The organism is Pseudomonas sp. 10-1B (assembly GCF_000935045.1).
Lineage (GTDB): Bacteria > Pseudomonadota > Gammaproteobacteria > Pseudomonadales > Pseudomonadaceae > Aquipseudomonas.
In genome coordinates, this window is record NZ_JYKS01000003.1 from 23078 (window position 1) to 39873 (window position 16796).

Below are 16796 nucleotides of genomic sequence, written 5' to 3' on the forward strand. Positions count from 1 at the left end.
CAAGTAGCGTGAAAGCAGTCTGATATCACTTATTTTTGCTCGGCTGAAACGGTCATGTTGTCTGTACTGGCCCTATCGCTGGCAAGCCAGCTCCCCCAGGTACACCGCAGGCCTTGAAGGCAGTGACATCCCTGTGGGAGCTGGCTTGCCGGCGATAGGGCCCGTAAAGGCAACATATTTGGAACAAGCAAAGTCATGGCTGTCGAAAGCCGTATCATCAGCTACAAGCGTAGGAATCGTCCTGTATCTCTAGTCGAATAAGCAGGGACAACCACTGCGGCGCTATACTCTGCCGCTTGAATTTAAAAATCGGACTACAAGGACTCGCCCATGAAAGCGTTCGGCAAAATCCTGGGACTGGGGCTTCTCGGGTTGCTGCTGATCATCGTGGCGCTGGGCTTCGCCCTGACCCACCTCTTCGATCCCAACGACTACAAAGACCAGATTCGCCAGTTGGCACGCGACAAGGCCCACGTCGAGCTGACCCTCAACGGCGACATCGGCTGGAGCCTGTTCCCGTGGCTGGGCCTGGAGCTGCACGAAGCCAGCATCGCCACCTTGAACAAACCCAAGGAGCCGTTCGCCGACCTGCAGATGCTCGGCCTGTCGGTGCGGGTGCTGCCGTTGTTGCGCCGCGAAGTACAGATGAGCGATGTGCGCGTCGAAGGCCTGAACCTTACCTTGGCCCGTGACGAACAGGGCCATGGCAACTGGGAAGACATCGGCAAGCCGCTGCCCGCGCAGAATGGCGCAACAGCCGAGGCGCCGGCCCAGGCACCCGCCGAGCAGAAGCCGGCACCTGCCGACAACAACGACCGCGCCGTCAAGCTGGACATCGACAGCCTGACCGTGAACAACGCGCGCGTGCAGTACTCCGACGCCAAGACCGGCCAAAGCTACAGCGCCGAGAGCATCCAGCTGAGCACTGGCCCGGTCCATGAAGGTGCGAACATTCCGCTCAAGGCCAGCGCCTTCCTCAGCGCCAGCCAGCCGAACATCAAGGCCCGCACCGAGCTGGCCGGTGAACTGCGCTTCGATCGCAAGCTCAAGCGCTACAACTTCGAAGACATGCGCCTGTCGGGCGAAACCTCGGGGGAGCCTACCGGCGGCAAGACCGTGACCTTCGCCGCCCAAGGCCAACTGCTGGTCGACCTGGCAGCAAATGTCGCCTCATGGAACGGCCTGAAAGTCTCGGCCAACCAGCTGCGCGCCCTCGGCGAGCTGAACCTGCGTGACCTGGACAAGGCGCCACAGCTGAGCGGCGGCCTGTCCATCGCCCAGTTCAACCTGCGCACCTTCCTCGACAGCATTGGCCACCCGCTGCCTGCCACCAACGACCCGGCAGCCTTCGCCAAACTGGAACTGGTCAGCCGCTTGCAGGGCACGCCGAACAGCCTGGTTCTGGAAGATCTGGCGGTGAAGCTGGACGACAGCACCTTCAGTGGCCGCGTGGCCGTGGAAGACTTCGCCAAGCAGGCCCTGCGCCTGCAACTCAAGGGCGACACCTTCGACGCCGACCGCTACCTGCCGGCCAAGAGTGAAGAAGCCAAGGGCGCCACCGCGGCGCGCCAGGCCGAGGTCAAGCAGCAAGAGGCCAGTGCGGTGGCCAGTTCCGGCGCCACGCCGCTGCCCAATGCCCCGACCCAGGTGGCCTGGAGCGATGACAAGCTGCTGCCGGTCGACCGCCTGCGCGCCCTCGACCTGCAGGCCGACCTGGCCTTCGGCTCACTGACCCTGGACAAGCTGCCGATCGAAGCTGCCCAGCTCAAGGCCGTCGGCCAGGCTGGCCTGTTGACACTGCAAACCCTGCGCGGCGAGCTGTACAACGGCACCTTCGAAGCCAAGGGCACGGTCGATGTGCGCCCTGCGGTGCCGCAAGTGGGCGTCAAGACCAACATCCAGCGGGTGCCGGTGGAGCACTTCATCAAGACCGAAGGCAAGCAGCAGACGCCGCCGGTCAAGGGCCTGCTGACCCTGACCAGCGACCTGACCGCCACCGGCAACAGCCAGAAGGCCCTGGTCGATACCCTCAACGGCAACGCCAACTTCACCATCAACGACGGCGTGCTGGTCAATGCCAACCTGGAACAGCAGCTGTGCCAGGCCATCGCCACGCTGAACCGCAAAACCCTCAGCGGCGAGCCACGCGGCAAGGACACGCCGTTCCAGGAACTGCGCGGCAGCCTGGTGGTGCGCAATGGCGTCGCCAGCAACCCCGACCTAAAGGCTCGCATCCCGGGCCTGACCGTCAACGGCCACGGTGACCTCGACCTGCGCGTGCTGGGCATGGACTACAACATCGGCGTGATCGTCGAAGGCGACCAGCGCGCCATGCCGGACCCGGCTTGCCAGGTCAACGAACGCTATACCGGCGTTGAAGTGCCGCTGCGCTGCCGCGGCCCGCTGGAACTGGGTGCCAAGGCCTGCCGCCTGGACCAGGACGGCCTGGGCAAGGTGGCCGCCAAGCTGGCTGGCAACCGCCTGAAAGACAAGCTCGATGAAAAGATCGAAGAAAAACTCGGAGACAAAGTGAGCCCGGAAGTGAAAGACGCGCTCAAGGGGCTGTTCAAGCGATGAGCCCCGAGCAGTTCTCCAGCGCTGTGCTGGATTGGTATGACGAGCACGGCCGGCACGACCTGCCCTGGCAACAGGGCATCACCCCGTACCGGGTGTGGGTGTCGGAAATCATGTTGCAGCAGACCCAGGTCAGCACCGTGCTCAACTACTTCGACCGCTTCATGCAGGCCCTGCCGACCGTGCAGGCCCTGGCCGAGGCGCCGGAGGACGAAGTGCTGCACCTGTGGACGGGGCTGGGCTACTACACCCGCGCGCGCAACCTGCAGAAGGCCGCGAAGATCGTCGTCGAGCAGCATGGCGGCGAATTCCCGCGCAGTGTCGAGCAGCTCACCGAGCTGCCCGGCATCGGCCGCTCCACCGCCGGCGCCATCGCCAGCATCAGCATGGGCATCCGCGCGCCGATCCTCGACGGCAACGTCAAGCGCGTGCTGGCCCGCTACACCGCCCAGGCCGGTTACCCCGGCGAGCCCAAGGTGGCCAACCAGCTGTGGGCCACGGCCGAGCGCTTTACCCCGCAGCAACGCGCCAACCACTACACCCAGGCGATGATGGACATGGGCGCCACGCTGTGCACCCGCAGCAAGCCCAGTTGCCTGATCTGCCCGCTGCAGCGCGGCTGCGAAGCGCACCTGCACGGTGAAGAAACCCGCTACCCCGAACCCAAGCCGCGCAAGGCGCTGCCGCAACGGCGCACGCTGATGCCGTTGCTGGCCAACCACGAAGGCGCCATCCTGCTTTACCGCCGCCCTTCCAGCGGCCTGTGGGGTGGTTTGTGGAGCCTGCCGGAACTGGACGACATCGCCCAGCTCGACGACCTGGCCTACCAGCACGGCCTGCGCCTGGCCGGCAGCCAGGCCATGGACGGCCTGACCCACACTTTCAGCCACTTCCAGCTGGCGATCGAGCCCTGGCTGGTGCGCGTCGACCCGGTCGGCCAGCACGTGGCCGAGGCCGACTGGCTCTGGTATAACCTCGCCACCCCGCCGCGCCTGGGCCTCGCCGCCCCGGTCAAGAAGCTGCTCAAACGCGCGGCCGACGAACTGATTGCAGGAGACGCCCGATGACCCGCACCGTGATGTGCCGCAAGTACAAAGAACAACTGCCAGGCCTGGAGCGCCCGCCCTACCCCGGCGCCAAGGGCCAGGACATCTTCGAACACATCTCGCAGCAAGCCTGGGCCGACTGGCAGAAACACCAGACCATGCTGATCAATGAAAAGCGCCTGAACATGATGAACGCCGAGGACCGCAAATTCCTCCAGGGCGAGATGGACAAGTTTTTCGCCGGCGAAGATTACGCCCAGGCGGAAGGCTACGTTCCACCTTCGGAATGACCCCAGGAAACGTAAGCGACGGAATTAATTTAAAATTTTTTCAAAAAGTCGTTGACGAGCGGTCTGAAAGTCTATTTAATTCACCTCGTCGCCCAGATAGCTCAGTCGGTAGAGCAGAGGATTGAAAATCCTCGTGTCGGCGGTTCGACTCCGTCTCTGGGCACCACCTTAAAGCTTCTGGTGGTTGCAAAGTTACCCGAAGCGACAACAAGAAACCCGCCTAGTGCGGGTTTTTTGTTGTCTGTGATTTTGCTGGAGGTTTGCCAGTTAACTTCTTTGCTGCCAAACCTCATCAGGGCTTTACCTCGCAGTGCGTGGCAGCACCTCGGCATGAAGCCTCACCCCAAGCGCCGCCATCACTTTCATGATGGTCGACAGACTCGGGTTACCTTCAGCAGACAGCGCCTTGTACAACCCTTCCCTCGTCAGCCCAGTATCACGCGCCAGTTGAGCCATGCCGCGGGCACGGGCGATATCACCCAAGGCAGCAGCGAGCAGCGCCGGGTCGTTCTCTTCCAGGCAGGCTTCAAGGTACAAGGCCATGTCCTCTTCTGTCTTCAAATGGTCCACTGCGTCCCATTTGGTCAGTTTGATATTTGTCATGGTGGCCTCCTAGAGGTCGCGAGCCAGCTTGAGAGCAGATTTGATCACTTAATAACCTCGCTGAACGAAATACACCTGACGCAACCGTCGTAAAATGTAAACCGTAGTTCACACTACAGCCAATTTGTAGCTGTTTCAAACTGTTTGTGGCCACGCAATTGACCAGCATCAAATGGCCACCACTCGCTCAACCCTAAGGTGTTGGATGGACATCCGAATCGACCCGCAAGGACCCCCATGAGCGAAGAATCCCCCCTCCTGCTCCCCGCCCCCGGCGAACCCGCCATCACCCCAGTCCACACACGCCGCCCACGCCAGCGCAAGCCGGAATCGACAATCGCCAGCATCAGCCAACAGCCCGCAGCACTGGAAGTCGCCACCGCCCCGAAGGGCAGCAACGAAGACAGTACTTGCGCCCGCCTGCCAGCCAGCTACCCCTACCGCACCCGCCTGCGTCGCCAGGACTACGAAAAAGCCAAGCACGCGCTGCAGATCGAGCTGCTCAAGGTGCAGAGCTGGGTGAAGGAAACCGGCCAGCGTGTGGTGATCCTGTTCGAAGGGCGCGATGCCGCAGGCAAGGGCGGTACCATCAAGCGCTTCATGGAGCACCTCAACCCACGCGGTGCCCGTATCGTTGCCCTGGAAAAGCCTTCCGAGCAGGAAAAAGGCCAGTGGTACTTCCAGCGCTACATCCAGCACCTGCCCACCGCGGGTGAAATGGTGTTCTTCGACCGCTCCTGGTACAACCGCGCCGGGGTCGAGAAGGTGATGGATTTCTGCACACCGCTGCAATACCTGGAATTCATGCGCCAGGCGCCGGACCTGGAGCGGATGCTGTGCAACAGCGGCATCTTACTGTTCAAGTACTGGTTCTCGGTGAACCGCGAAGAACAACTGCGCCGCTTCATCTCGCGCCGGGACGACCCGCTCAAGCACTGGAAGCTGTCACCCATCGACATCAAGTCGCTGGACAAGTGGGAAGACTACACCGCCGCCAAGGAGGCGATGTTCTTCCATACCGACACCGCCGATGCGCCGTGGACGGTGATCAAGTCCGACGACAAGAAGCGTGCGCGGATCAACTGCATCCGGCATTTCCTGCATTCGCTGGATTATCCGGGCAAGGACCACAGCGTGGCGCATGCGCCGGATGCGCTGCTGGTTGGCAAGGCTTCGCGGGGATTCGAGGAGGATGAGCCGGTAGGGTTAGCCAGTTAGATTGCCGGGGCTGCTTTGCAGCCCATCGCCGCGGTTCGTCGCCACGACAAGCCAGCTCCCACAAGTACTGCACAGGATTCGGGCACTGTGGTTTACCTGTGGGAGCTGGCTTGCCGGCGATGGGCCGCACAGCGGCCCCTTTCCTGCAACACTTGGGTTTCCCGGGTAACTGCGCTTCAATACGCGCACTTTTCAGACCCACCCAAGGATTCCCCATGGCCACCCCTACCAAGCAACAGAAACGCGCCAAGCGCGCCGCCAGCAAGGCCAAGCAGAACCGCATGGTACGCAGCGGCCAGGCGGTCAAGGCCAGCGCCGGTGATAGCGCCAGCGTCGAGCAGGTGTACAACAAGGCCATGGAGTCGGGCAGCTACGACGCGATGTTCAAGAAGATGAAGGAAGCCCAGGAGGGCGGTGGCCTGGTGCCGATGATCTCGGTGTTCCTGGTGGACCCACTGCTGGCCTTGGTGCTCAAGGGGCACAAGGAAGAGCACGCCACCGACTACATCGTGCTGGTGTTCAACGCCTACCGCAAATGGCTGGACGGCGCCGATGAAGAAACCACCATGGCCTGGCTGGAAAGCGATGAGTTTCAGGCAGCCTATGTGGCGGCCTCGGAGCTGGTTGCCAAGCAGCAACAGCAGCAGAAGCAGTTTGGCTGACAGGGCCCTTTAACCTGCCCGGGCCCTATCGCCGGCAAGCCAGCTCCCACAGGTCCATCACAGGCCTGAGGGCAGCAGGGTTCCTGTGGGGGCTTGCCGGCGATAGGGCCGGGACAGGCCACAAAAAAGGCCGCGCCCTGCACAGGACGCGGCCTTTTCATTGCAGCCAGCGCGGATCAGTTATCCAGCGCCACCCGCCCGGCAGCTTCACGCTTGCGATGTACCAGCAAGCCAGCCGCCACCACGCCAATGCTCAACAACGCGGTCGCAATGATCTCGGCACGGTGATCTTCACGCAGCGCCATCACCACCAGCACGGCAACGATGAAGGCAATGGTCGCCCAGGTCAGGCCCGGGAACAGCCACATCTTGAACGAGATGTTCTCGCCACGCGCCTCACGCTGGGCACGCATGCGCAGCTGCGACACAGCAATCACCAGGTACACCAGCAGCGCAATGGCGCCAGAGCTGGCCAGCAGGAACTCGAACACCTGCGCCGGAGCCAGGAAGTTGGCGAACACGCAGAGGAACGCCGCTGCAGTGGACAGCAGTACCGCCACATGCGGGGTCGCCGACTTGGTGGTGCGCTGGGCAATGGCTGGGGCGTCGCCACGCTTGCTCAGCGAGAACAGCATGCGCGAAGAGGTGTACAGCGCCGAGTTCAGGCAGCTGGTCACCGCGATCAGCACGACGATGTCGACGATCAGCTTGGCATTCGGCACGCCAATGCGGCTCAGCACGGTCTGGTAGGAACCGGTCTCGGCCAGCGCCGGGTCGTTCCACGGCACCAGGGCCACGACCAGGAAGATCGACACCAGGTAGAACAGGCAGATACGCCAGATCACCGAGTTGGTGGCGCGGCTGATCTGCTTGCCCGGGTCCTTCGACTCGGCAGCGGCGATGGTGACGATTTCGGTACCCATGAACGAGAACATGGTGGTCAGCATGGCTGCCAGCACCGCGCCCAGGCCGTTGGGCATGAAGCCCTGGGTGTCGAACAGGTGACTGGCACCGCTCACCTGGCTGCTCGGCACCAGGCCGAACATGGCCACGCAGCCGACCACGATGAAACCGATGATCGCCAGCACCTTGAGCAGGGCGAACCAGAACTCGAACTCACCGTAGTTCTTCACGCTGCACAGGTTGGTCAGGGTCAGCGCCAGGGTAATGACCAAGGAGAACGCCCACAGGTCAACCGCAGGGAACCAGGCATGCAGGATGGCCGCAGCGGCGTTGGCCTCCAGCGGAATCACCAGCACCCAGAACCACCAGTACAACCAGCCAATGGTGAAACCGGCCCAGCGCCCGATGGCGCGGTCGGCATATGTAGAGAACGAACCAGTATCAGGCGAGGCGACCGCCATTTCACCCAGCATGCGCATGACCAGCACGACCAGCGTACCGGCGGCGGCGTATGCCAGCAGCACGGCCGGGCCGGCAGCAGCGATGGCATGGCCGGAGCCTACGAACAGACCGGCACCGATGACGCCAGCGATGGACAGCATGGTCACATGCCGTTGCTTGAGCCCCTGAGCGAGGTCATTGGAATTGTTACCGCTCATAAAACTACCTTTGTAAGGAGTGGACCACTCCGACTGCGGGTACGGAGCGCGCCTGGGGTTGGCCTAGGCGTCGCTGCAATCGGCGGTTTCCTGCTGGCAATAAGCGCGCCATGTGCTGAATGCATTCGTCCGAAAAGCCGGCAGGCCTTTTACAGCGCTGCCTGGAGGGCTTTCGGCCATACGTTGACCGAAAGGCCGCCAAATCATCGGATTACTGAAATACCCACTTACAAATACACTAAAGGTGCTCCACGGTAACACCTGTGCACCAGCGCAATGCAGAAAAGTGCAACCGTCAGGTACAACCTGAAGCCCGACAAAGGCCTTCGCGGGGTGAACCCGCTGCCACAGTCACCGTCTGGCTTTCAGGTCAGCTTTACCCCGCGAATGGTCTAAAACCGCTTCCATGAGCCGGCCAAAGCTGGCACCATCGCGCCTTTTTTCATCAAGGCTCTGGTGCTGGGCGACACCTTCGCGGACATCTGCGCGACGTTACGCTGTAGCGATGCGACAAACTGCCCCACCAGTGCCCAGAGTCCCCGGCGACCCTGTTGGCCGTCATAATGCCGCTATGCTAGCTTGGCGCACGCCAGGAAGGCCGCCAACAGCTGGGAACGCACCCGAACACATGAGGACCGCACATGGCTCAGGCCACGCCCGCGCTGGAAATCCGCAATCTGCACAAACGCTACGGCGAACAGGAAATTCTCAAGGGCATTTCGCTGACCGCACGCGACGGTGACGTGATCTCCATCCTGGGGTCGTCCGGCTCCGGCAAGTCCACGCTGTTGCGCTGTATCAACCTGCTCGAGAACCCGCACCAGGGCGAAATCCTGGTCGCCGGCGAAGCCCTAAAGCTCAAGGCTGCCAAGAACGGCGACCTGATCGCTGCCGACAACCGCCAGATCAACCGCCTGCGCAGCGAGATTGGCTTTGTCTTCCAGAACTTCAACCTGTGGCCGCACATGTCGATCCTCGACAACATCATCGAGGCGCCACGCCGCGTGCTCGGCCAAAGCAAGGCCGAGGCCATCGAAGCCGCCGAAGCGCTGCTCAACAAGGTCGGCATCTACGACAAACGCCACAGCTACCCCGCCCAGCTTTCCGGTGGCCAGCAACAGCGCGCCGCCATTGCCCGTACCCTGGCCATGAGGCCCAAGGTCATCCTGTTCGACGAGCCAACCTCGGCGCTCGATCCGGAAATGGTCCAGGAAGTGCTTAACGTTATCCGCGCATTGGCCGAAGAAGGCCGTACCATGCTGCTGGTGACGCACGAGATGAGCTTTGCCCGCCATGTGTCCAGTGAAGTCGTCTTCCTGCACCAAGGCCTGGTCGAAGAGCAGGGATCGCCGCAGCAGGTCTTCGAAAACCCGACCTCGGCGCGTTGCAAGCAATTCATGTCCAGCCACCGCTAACGGAGCAATACATGCACACTTACAAGAAGTTCCTCCTGGCAGCTGCTGCCACGCTGGTGATGTCGGCAAACGCCATGGCCGCAGAAAAACTGCGCATGGGTATCGAAGCCGCCTACCCACCGTTCAACAACAAGGATGCCAGCGGTAACGTGGTCGGCTTCGACAAAGACATCGGCGACGCCCTGTGCGCCAAGATGAAAGTCGAATGCTCGGTCGTCACCTCCGACTGGGACGGCATCATCCCGGCCCTGAACGCCAAGAAGTTCGACTTCCTGGTGTCGTCGCTGTCGATCACCGACGAGCGCAAGCAGGCCGTCGACTTCACCGAGCCGTACTACTCGAACAAGCTGCAGTTCATCGCGCCGAAGAACGTCGACTTCAAGACCGACGAGGCTTACCTCAAAGGCAAGACCATCGGCACCCAACGCGCCACCCTGGCCGGTACCTGGCTGGAAGACACCTACGGCGACAAGATCGACATCAAGCTGTACGACACCCAGGAGAATGCCTACCTGGACCTGGTGTCCGGCCGCATCGACGGCATCCTGGCCGACAAGTACGTGCAGTACGAGTGGCTGAAGAGCAAGGACGGCTCGAACTTCGAGTTCAAGGGTGAGCCGGTAGTGGACAGCGACAAGATCGGCATCGCCGTGCGCAAGGGTGACCCGCTGCGCGAGAAGCTGAACGCCGCCCTGGCGGAAATCAAGGCTGACGGTACCTACAAGAAGATCAACGACAAGTACTTCCCGTTCAGCATCGAATGATCCGCCCTGACCTGCGCGCCCCTGCGGCGCGCAAGTCCCTAGAATGACCTGCCCATGAATATCGACCTGCACGGATTCGGTCCGGCCATGATGGCCGGCACCCTGATGACCGTAAAACTGGCGCTTTGCGCCTTGCTGCTGGGGCTGGTGCTGGGCCTGCTCGGCGCCCTGGCCAAGACCTCCTCGATCAAGCCGCTGCAATGGCTTGGCGGTTTCTACTCGACCCTGGTTCGCGGCGTGCCCGAACTGCTGTGGGTTCTGCTTATCTATTTCGGCACCGTCGGCTTGATGAACACCCTCGGCGAAGCCCTGAACATGCCGGGCCTGGAGCTCAGCGCCTTCGCTGCGGGGGTAATCGCCCTGGGCCTGTGCTTCGGTGCCTACGCCACCGAAGTGTTCCGCGGCGCCATCCTGGCGATCCCCAAGGGCCACCGTGAGGCCGGCCTGGCGCTGGGCCTGTCCAAGGGCCGCATCCTGTCGCGCATCATCCTGCCGCAGATGTGGCGCATCGCCCTACCCGGGCTTGGCAACCTGTTCATGATCCTGATGAAGGACACCGCACTGGTGTCGGTGATCGGCCTGGAAGAAATCATGCGCCACGCGCAAATCGGCGTGACCGTGACCAAGGAGCCGTTCACCTTCTACATGGTCGCGGCCTGTATCTACCTGAGCCTGACCATCATTGCCATGACCGGCATGCACTTCATGGAAAAACGCGCCGCTCGCGGCTTTGCGAGGGCCGAACAATGAATTGGGAAGTCATCATCAAATGGCTGCCACGCCTGGCCCAGGGCGCGACCCTGACCCTGGAGCTGGTGGCCATTGCCGTGGTTGCCGGGTTGATCCTGGCCATCCCGCTGGGCATCGCCCGCTCCTCGCGCCACTGGTACGTGCGCGCCGTGCCGTTCAGCTACATCTTCTTCTTCCGTGGCACGCCGCTGCTGGTGCAACTGTTCCTGGTCTACTACGGCCTGGCGCAATTCGATGCGGTGCGTTCGAGTTCGCTGTGGCCGTACCTGCGCGATCCGTTCTGGTGCACGGTGCTGACCATGACCCTGCACACCGCCGCCTACATCGCCGAGATTCTGCGCGGCGCGCTGCAGTCGATCCCCAAGGGTGAGATCGAGGCGGCACGGGCGCTGGGCATGTCGAGGGGCAAGACGCTGTTCTACATCATGCTGCCACGCGCCGCGCGCATCGGCCTGCCGGCGTACAGCAACGAAGTGATCCTGATGCTCAAGGCCAGCGCCCTGGCCAGTACCGTGACCCTGCTGGAACTGACCGGCATGGCCCGAACCATCATCGCCCGGACCTACCTGCCGGTAGAGATCTTCTTTGCCGCCGGGGTGTTCTACCTGGTGATCTCGTTCGTGCTGGTGCAAGGCTTCAAGCTGCTGGAGCGCTGGTTGCGCGTGGATGCCTGCCAAGGCCGCTGAGACCTCATTGACTGCTTCGCGGGCTCGCCCGCTCCCACAGGTATAGCGCCAACCTTGAATGTGGCGCTATACCTGTGGGAGCGGGCGAGCCCGCGAAGAGGCCCTAAAACCCAGCACACATATCCCATGCCCAACCACCTCCACAGCCACCACCTAAGCACCCGCTTCCAGGCCCTCGACCAGTTCCTGATCGAGCACCAGCAACTGTGGAAACCCCGCCCCTTCACCACCCTGCAACTGGATTGGGAAACTACCCACCCCGAGCTTGCCGCCCACCTTCGCCAATGTTCCCTGGCAGAGGCCGAAGCCGAAGCCGAGAACACTGCTGACCAATTGCCCGCGCCGTTCCCACAACTGGCCCAGCAAGCCCAACAGCTCGCCGCCCTCGGCAACCTCCCGGCGACTGACGTGCCCCCCGCCGCCCACCGCCTCGACGTCGCCGTCCCCGGTCGCAAATGGCAACAGATCGAAGCCTTCGCCAGCCACCTGGCCTTCCGCGACCAGCCCCGTTACTGGCTGGACTGGTGCTCCGGCAAAGGCCACCTCGGCCGCCGCCTGCTGCAACCCGGCCAGCAGCTGACCTGCCTGGAATACGACGCCGAACTGGTCGCTGCCGGCCAAGCCCTGAGCGCGCACCATCACTTGCCAGCGCAACATGTGCACCAGGATGTGATGGCTACCGACAGCGCCCGCCACCTGGATGGCGACAAGAGCGTGGTCGCCCTGCACGCCTGTGGCGACCTGCATGTACGCCTGATGCAGTTGGCCAGCCAGCAAGGTTGCCGCCAACTGGCGGTAGCCCCCTGCTGCTACAACCGCACCACCGCGCAGCAATACCAGGCGTTATCCACAGCCGCGCAAGCCTCCAGCCTGCAACTGTCGCTGGACGACCTGGGCCTGCCCTTGAGCGAAACCGTCACCGCCGGCGCCCGCGTGCGACGCCAGCGCGACACCTCGATGGCCCGGCGCCTGGGCTTCGACCTGCTGCAACGCCAGCAGCGCCAGAGCAACGAATACCTGCCAACCCCGTCGCTGCCCGTGGCCTGGCTGGAGAAGCCCTTCGAGCACTACTGCCGTGGCCTGGCCGAGCTCAAGCAGCTGCCACTGCACGGCAACCCAGACTGGGCAGCCCTGGAAGCCGCCGGCTGGCAGCGCCTGGCCGAGGTACGCAACCTGGAGCGCGTGCGCAACCTGTTCCGCCGGCCGTTGGAACTGTGGCTGGTACTCGATCGCGCCCTGTTCCTCGAAGAACAAGGCTACGACGTGCGCCTGGGGCTGTTTTGCGACTACCCACTCACCCCGCGCAACCTGCTCATCCTCGCGGAACGCGACCGTTAGCCGCAGCACAACCTGTGGATAACTCTGTGAACAAGCTTGTGATTACCTGTTGGATCCAAGCGCTATTTGAAGCGCCCGGCTTATTCCCGCTTGCGGCTCAAGGCCAGTAAAAACAGGCATTTGCGCAAAGACCAGCGGTGTAGCGATCCGGCATGCCTTTCGCGCAAGACGCCAATGCCACTTGTGCATAAACATTTCTTGTGGTTGGAGACTGCCTTGGTTTGCACGGCCGTTGTGGGAGCGGCCTTGCGTCGCGAAAGGGCTGCAAAGCAGCCCCAGCCATCTCTGCAAATACGCCAAAAACGGGGGACCGCTCCCACACAGACCGCGCTAATGCGCCTTGTTCTTGGCAATCTCGATATCGTTCATCAGCGCCTTGGCCATATCGCACAGGTAATCGGCCGCGCCGAGGAATTTATGGTCGTCTTCCAGATCCCCCTCACGCACCAGGTGCTTGATGTAGCCCATCAGAATCGACACATGTTCGTAGGCAGCATCGACCGGGACGCCGGGCTCTACGCGAAGCAGATTGAGGGAGGGGTTGCCGGCGGCGAGGAAGGTTTCCATGCCTGCGGTTGTGATTGGTTCGGGAATATCTTTTTTCATGGCAAAACCTTATTCAGAGAAGGGGACTGCCAGAAATCTTTCTCACGGATTTGGGCGGCAGCCGTACGCGGGGTGAGAAACCGAGTGAATAAGGAAGCCCGGCCAGACCGAAGCCTGCCCGCGTACGACCACCATGAGCGGTAGCGCTTATTCAAAAGTCGGGTTCTCACACCCGGTCGCCTGAGCGACCTGAAAACGGTATCCGTGAGCCATTTCCCCGACAACAGCGATACTTCGGCGGCGCGCGTAGGATAGTTCCGAAGCATCCCAACCCTGAAGCTTTTGGGCCCATGATTCAGAATTTTCATACATCTGATGGCCCTTCGCGGGTAAATCCCACCTCGACCACATAGGCATCAAGCCTTGTGCAGTACCTGTGGGAGCTGGCTTGCCGGCGATGAGGCCCGATCAGCCAACACAAGGCTAATGCCCACCGCCGCAACGGTGTATCATCCGGCCTCAAATCATTAAAAAGTGAAGTCGCGCGCTGCCCGCCAGCCCCGCGACCTTCTGGCGTTGCGCCAGAACCGACAATGGACTAACGGACCCAACCATCGTGACCCAAGCCAAAACCCTCGCCCTGCTGACTTTCGCCCTGGCCCTGACCGCCTGCGCCAGCGGCCCTGCGCCCCACCACAACAGCAACCTGGGCTGGAACCACCCCGGCATGCAACTGGGCGGCGACAACGGCCTGCCCCTGCGCACCGAAAGCCCCTGCCGCAAGCGCGGCTGCGACAACGACAAGCTGTTCTTCAACCCAGGCAAAAGCGAACCAAGCGTCAATACCATCCACCGCGGCTGGTAAGAAAATTCTTCTTTTAGACCGGTGACTTAGGTCATTTGCGAACATTCGCAACGAAGTGGTTTACAGGCGCCAACCGATCGCTATAATGACGCCCCATTGCCGGTATAGCTCAGATGGTAGAGCAACTGACTTGTAATCAGTAGGTCCCGGGTTCGATTCCTGGTGCCGGCACCATATCCAGCTCCATCGCGTTCCACCGAATGCCTTGGAAGCCCCTAAAACCCGCCCTTTGGCGGGTTTTTTCGTTCCAAGACCCTCCGTCGGGATCCAACAAAATACCCCATCCCCGGGGGTATTTTTAGGGTACAGCGTCTTGCCTGCATGGAGAACGTACCCTTATGCCGCGCCTAGCCGTTCCTCTCAGCGACCTCAAATGCCGTACGGCGAAACCTCGCGAACGTGCCTACAAGCTATTCGACGGTGGCGGCATGTACCTCTTCGTGAAACCCAACGGCGTCAAAACGTGGCGATTGCGCTACTTCAAGCCCAGCGGCAAGGAAGGCACGCTGATCATCGGCAACTACCCCATCATCTCGCTGGCCGTCGCGAGGACCAAGCGCGATGAAGCCAAGGCGCTGTTGCTCGACAACCTCGACCCGATGGAAGAGAAGAAGAAAGCGAAGCTTGCTGCCCAAAGAGCCTCCCTGCTTTTCCAAACAGTCGCCCTGGAGTGGCACGCCGAAATGTCGCGGCGCTGGACTGAAGGACACGCCAAGACCGTCATGAGTCGGTTGCGCACCCACGTCTTCCCTCTGATCGGCCAACGCCCCATCGCTGAGCTTGATACCCATGATCTGCTTGAGGTCACTCTGCGTATCAAAGATCGCGGCACCATGGACGTTGCCCTGCGCGTGCAGAATTATCTCTCCACGATCATGCGGGGCGCGAAGCGGGCGCGGCAGATCAGCCAGAATCCGGCGCTCGATCTGGCAGGCTCGATTCATGCCCCGCGTACCGTGCACCGCCCTGCCCTCTCACTCAACCGCCTCCCCGAACTACTCAGCCGGATCGATAACTACAACGGCCGTGAGCTAACCAAGCTGGCTGTATTGCTGACGCTGCACGTGTTCGTGCGCTCCAGCGAGCTGCGCTTTGCGCGCTGGGATGAGTTCGACCTGCAAAGGGCGATGTGGGAAATCCCGGACACCCGTAGGCCAATCGACGGCGTGCGCAATTCCACCCGTGGCACCAAGATGAGCGGAGACATACAGATGGTGCCGCTCTCTCCCCAAGTCATCGCGATCCTTGAACGGCTGCGCGGCTTGAGTCGCTTCTCCGAGCTGGTGCTGCCCGGTGACCACAAGTACTGGAAGCCAATGTCGGAGAACACGGTTAACCAAGTGCTGCGCAACGTTGGCTACGACACCTCCAAGGAGGTATGCGGACATGGATTCAGGACCATGGCTTGCAGCGCCTTGCTTGAGTCAGGGCTGTGGACAGATGCGGCCATTGAGCGGCAAATGAGCCACAAGGAACGCAATCGCGTGCGCGCCGCCTATATCCATAAGGCCGAATTTCTGGAACAGCGTCGGCTGATTATGGCGTGGTGGAGTAATTACATCGATGCCAACAGATCGGGGCATGTCACTCCACATGAGTTCGCCCACCCAGCGGGCGACAACATCACCCCCTTGCCGAGTGGGCGTGACGCATTCAATCGTCGGTAAACCTTCCAGATCGCCACTGGCCGCTCTTTAATTCGGGTCCATCCAAACAGGGCTGCAAAGCCGCCCTGTTTGGATGGACCTCGCTTTGCAAAGCTAAAAGCCGACACGAATCCCTTGGATACCACTGATTTCCACCGGTGGATAATTTCATGCACAAGCCCAGAGGCACCTTGGTTTCTGGCGTTGACCAATTTTATCCACAGGCGTAGAACTGAGGGTGCAAACGCTGTCTTGGACAGCACCCAGGTGACCCGAACCTTGAAGGTCACGCCGCTCTCGCGGTGGTTCTCCCCCAAATGGCGATTCGCATCCGGCAGCTCGCCCGGTCACCTCCCCGGTGATGGATGCCTACTTCAGGTCATGGCCCTCTTGCGCCAGACAACACCTCCTACCTCGCTGCCCTGCAGCAACCTATCCGCTTGGCCGAATCTTGCGCCAACCTGAGCCCGTCTCTTTCTCCTGGAAAGAGACGGGCGCTTCTAGCACTGCTGCAGCCCTTATCGCACTTGGCTTTGCGGCTACTCCACTCGTGACAATCGGCGTGACAAACGCCGATGTCACCAGCAACAGCGCTGTAGATGATGGTGCCGCAGACCAAGGAATGGACTGCACCTGACTGACAGTCAGGCATGCCCCGGTTATCGCATTGCTGCTTGCACCTGGCTCAGGATCTCGCGGCACTGGTCTCGTCAGCCAATGCAGCCTCCACCCGCCCACCGGTAACGGTGCTCAGGAGGCCAGATCATGAGATGCCCTTGCTCCCGGTTGTAAGGAGCCGCCAGTCCCGCGTAGAGGACATTCCCCACAGGT

At 61.7% G+C, this 16796-nt stretch carries 15 protein-coding genes and 2 tRNA genes; 14 read left to right on the forward strand and 3 right to left on the reverse strand.

Features of this window, described 5'->3' with window-relative positions:
* Window positions 1-330: 330 nt before the first annotated feature.
* The 4 genes from TZ03_RS01830 (at window position 331) to TZ03_RS01845 (ending at window position 4076) form a co-directional block, all read left to right on the forward strand.
* On the forward strand, window positions 331-2577 hold the full coding sequence (locus tag TZ03_RS01830; RefSeq protein WP_051095466.1) for an AsmA family protein: 2247 nt from the start codon (window positions 331-333) through the stop codon (window positions 2575-2577).
* Complete coding sequence (gene mutY, locus TZ03_RS01835; protein ID WP_051095467.1) at window positions 2574-3641, forward strand: A/G-specific adenine glycosylase; 1068 nt, start codon at window positions 2574-2576, stop codon at window positions 3639-3641. Before TZ03_RS01830 ends, mutY begins: the two co-directional genes overlap by 4 nt.
* The gene (locus tag TZ03_RS01840) at window positions 3638-3910 is read left to right on the forward strand and encodes an oxidative damage protection protein (protein ID WP_051095468.1); all 273 of its coding nucleotides are present in this window, start codon (window positions 3638-3640) and stop codon (window positions 3908-3910) included. The genes mutY and TZ03_RS01840 overlap by 4 nt, the downstream gene beginning before the upstream one ends.
* A 90-nt stretch (window positions 3911-4000) precedes the next feature.
* A tRNA-Phe gene (locus tag TZ03_RS01845) sits at window positions 4001-4076 on the forward strand.
* 134 nt (window positions 4077-4210) lie between these two features.
* Here TZ03_RS01845 and TZ03_RS01850 read toward each other — a convergent pair.
* Window positions 4211-4513: an addiction module antidote protein gene (locus tag TZ03_RS01850; protein WP_051095469.1), complete on the reverse strand. Its 303-nt coding sequence runs from the start codon at window positions 4511-4513 to the stop codon at window positions 4211-4213.
* Between the two features lie 237 nt (window positions 4514-4750).
* Between TZ03_RS01850 and ppk2 the strand changes: the two genes are divergently transcribed.
* Both ppk2 and TZ03_RS01860 read left to right on the forward strand, forming a co-directional pair.
* Entirely contained in the window at window positions 4751-5731 is a 981-nt protein-coding gene (gene ppk2 / locus TZ03_RS01855; protein WP_051095470.1) for a polyphosphate kinase 2, read from the forward strand.
* Window positions 5732-5946: 215 nt separating this feature from the next.
* Complete coding sequence (locus TZ03_RS01860; RefSeq protein ID WP_051095471.1) at window positions 5947-6393, forward strand: hypothetical protein; 447 nt, start codon at window positions 5947-5949, stop codon at window positions 6391-6393.
* A gap of 176 nt (window positions 6394-6569) precedes the next feature.
* Here the strand turns inward: TZ03_RS01860 and gabP are convergent, their stop codons facing one another.
* Complete coding sequence (gene gabP, locus TZ03_RS01865) at window positions 6570-7955, reverse strand: GABA permease (RefSeq protein WP_051095472.1); 1386 nt, start codon at window positions 7953-7955, stop codon at window positions 6570-6572.
* A gap of 641 nt (window positions 7956-8596) precedes the next feature.
* On the opposite strand from gabP, the gene TZ03_RS01870 reads away from it, so the two are divergent.
* The 5 genes from TZ03_RS01870 (at window position 8597) to TZ03_RS01890 (ending at window position 12908) form a co-directional block, all read left to right on the forward strand.
* The gene (locus TZ03_RS01870; protein ID WP_051095473.1) at window positions 8597-9370 is read left to right on the forward strand and encodes an ABC transporter ATP-binding protein; all 774 of its coding nucleotides are present in this window, start codon (window positions 8597-8599) and stop codon (window positions 9368-9370) included.
* 11 nt (window positions 9371-9381) lie between these two features.
* Window positions 9382-10134 (forward strand): ABC transporter substrate-binding protein, encoded by a 753-nt coding sequence (locus tag TZ03_RS01875; RefSeq protein WP_051095474.1) that lies wholly within the window; start codon window positions 9382-9384, stop codon window positions 10132-10134.
* Window positions 10135-10188: 54 nt separating this feature from the next.
* Window positions 10189-10884, forward strand: a complete 696-nt coding sequence (locus TZ03_RS01880; protein ID WP_051095475.1) for an ABC transporter permease — start codon at window positions 10189-10191, stop codon at window positions 10882-10884.
* Window positions 10881-11570 carry an ABC transporter permease gene (locus TZ03_RS01885; RefSeq protein WP_015268628.1) on the forward strand — a complete coding sequence of 230 codons (690 nt, stop codon included), beginning with the start codon at window positions 10881-10883 and terminating at the stop codon, window positions 11568-11570. The genes TZ03_RS01880 and TZ03_RS01885 overlap by 4 nt, the downstream gene beginning before the upstream one ends.
* A 126-nt stretch (window positions 11571-11696) precedes the next feature.
* Window positions 11697-12908, forward strand: a complete 1212-nt coding sequence (locus TZ03_RS01890; protein WP_051095476.1) for a methyltransferase — start codon at window positions 11697-11699, stop codon at window positions 12906-12908.
* A 330-nt stretch (window positions 12909-13238) separates the two neighbouring features.
* On the opposite strand, the gene TZ03_RS01895 is transcribed toward TZ03_RS01890, so the two are convergent.
* The gene (locus TZ03_RS01895) at window positions 13239-13514 is read right to left on the reverse strand and encodes a DUF3077 domain-containing protein (protein ID WP_051095477.1); all 276 of its coding nucleotides are present in this window, start codon (window positions 13512-13514) and stop codon (window positions 13239-13241) included.
* A gap of 556 nt (window positions 13515-14070) precedes the next feature.
* Between TZ03_RS01895 and TZ03_RS01900 the strand changes: the two genes are divergently transcribed.
* The 3 genes from TZ03_RS01900 (at window position 14071) to TZ03_RS01910 (ending at window position 15986) form a co-directional block, all read left to right on the forward strand.
* Complete coding sequence (locus tag TZ03_RS01900) at window positions 14071-14319, forward strand: hypothetical protein (RefSeq protein WP_051095478.1); 249 nt, start codon at window positions 14071-14073, stop codon at window positions 14317-14319.
* Between the two features lie 98 nt (window positions 14320-14417).
* Window positions 14418-14493, forward strand: a tRNA-Thr gene (locus tag TZ03_RS01905).
* 164 nt (window positions 14494-14657) lie between these two features.
* Window positions 14658-15986: a tyrosine-type recombinase/integrase gene (locus tag TZ03_RS01910; protein ID WP_051095479.1), complete on the forward strand. Its 1329-nt coding sequence runs from the start codon at window positions 14658-14660 to the stop codon at window positions 15984-15986.
* The last annotated feature ends 810 nt before the right edge of the window (window positions 15987-16796 follow it).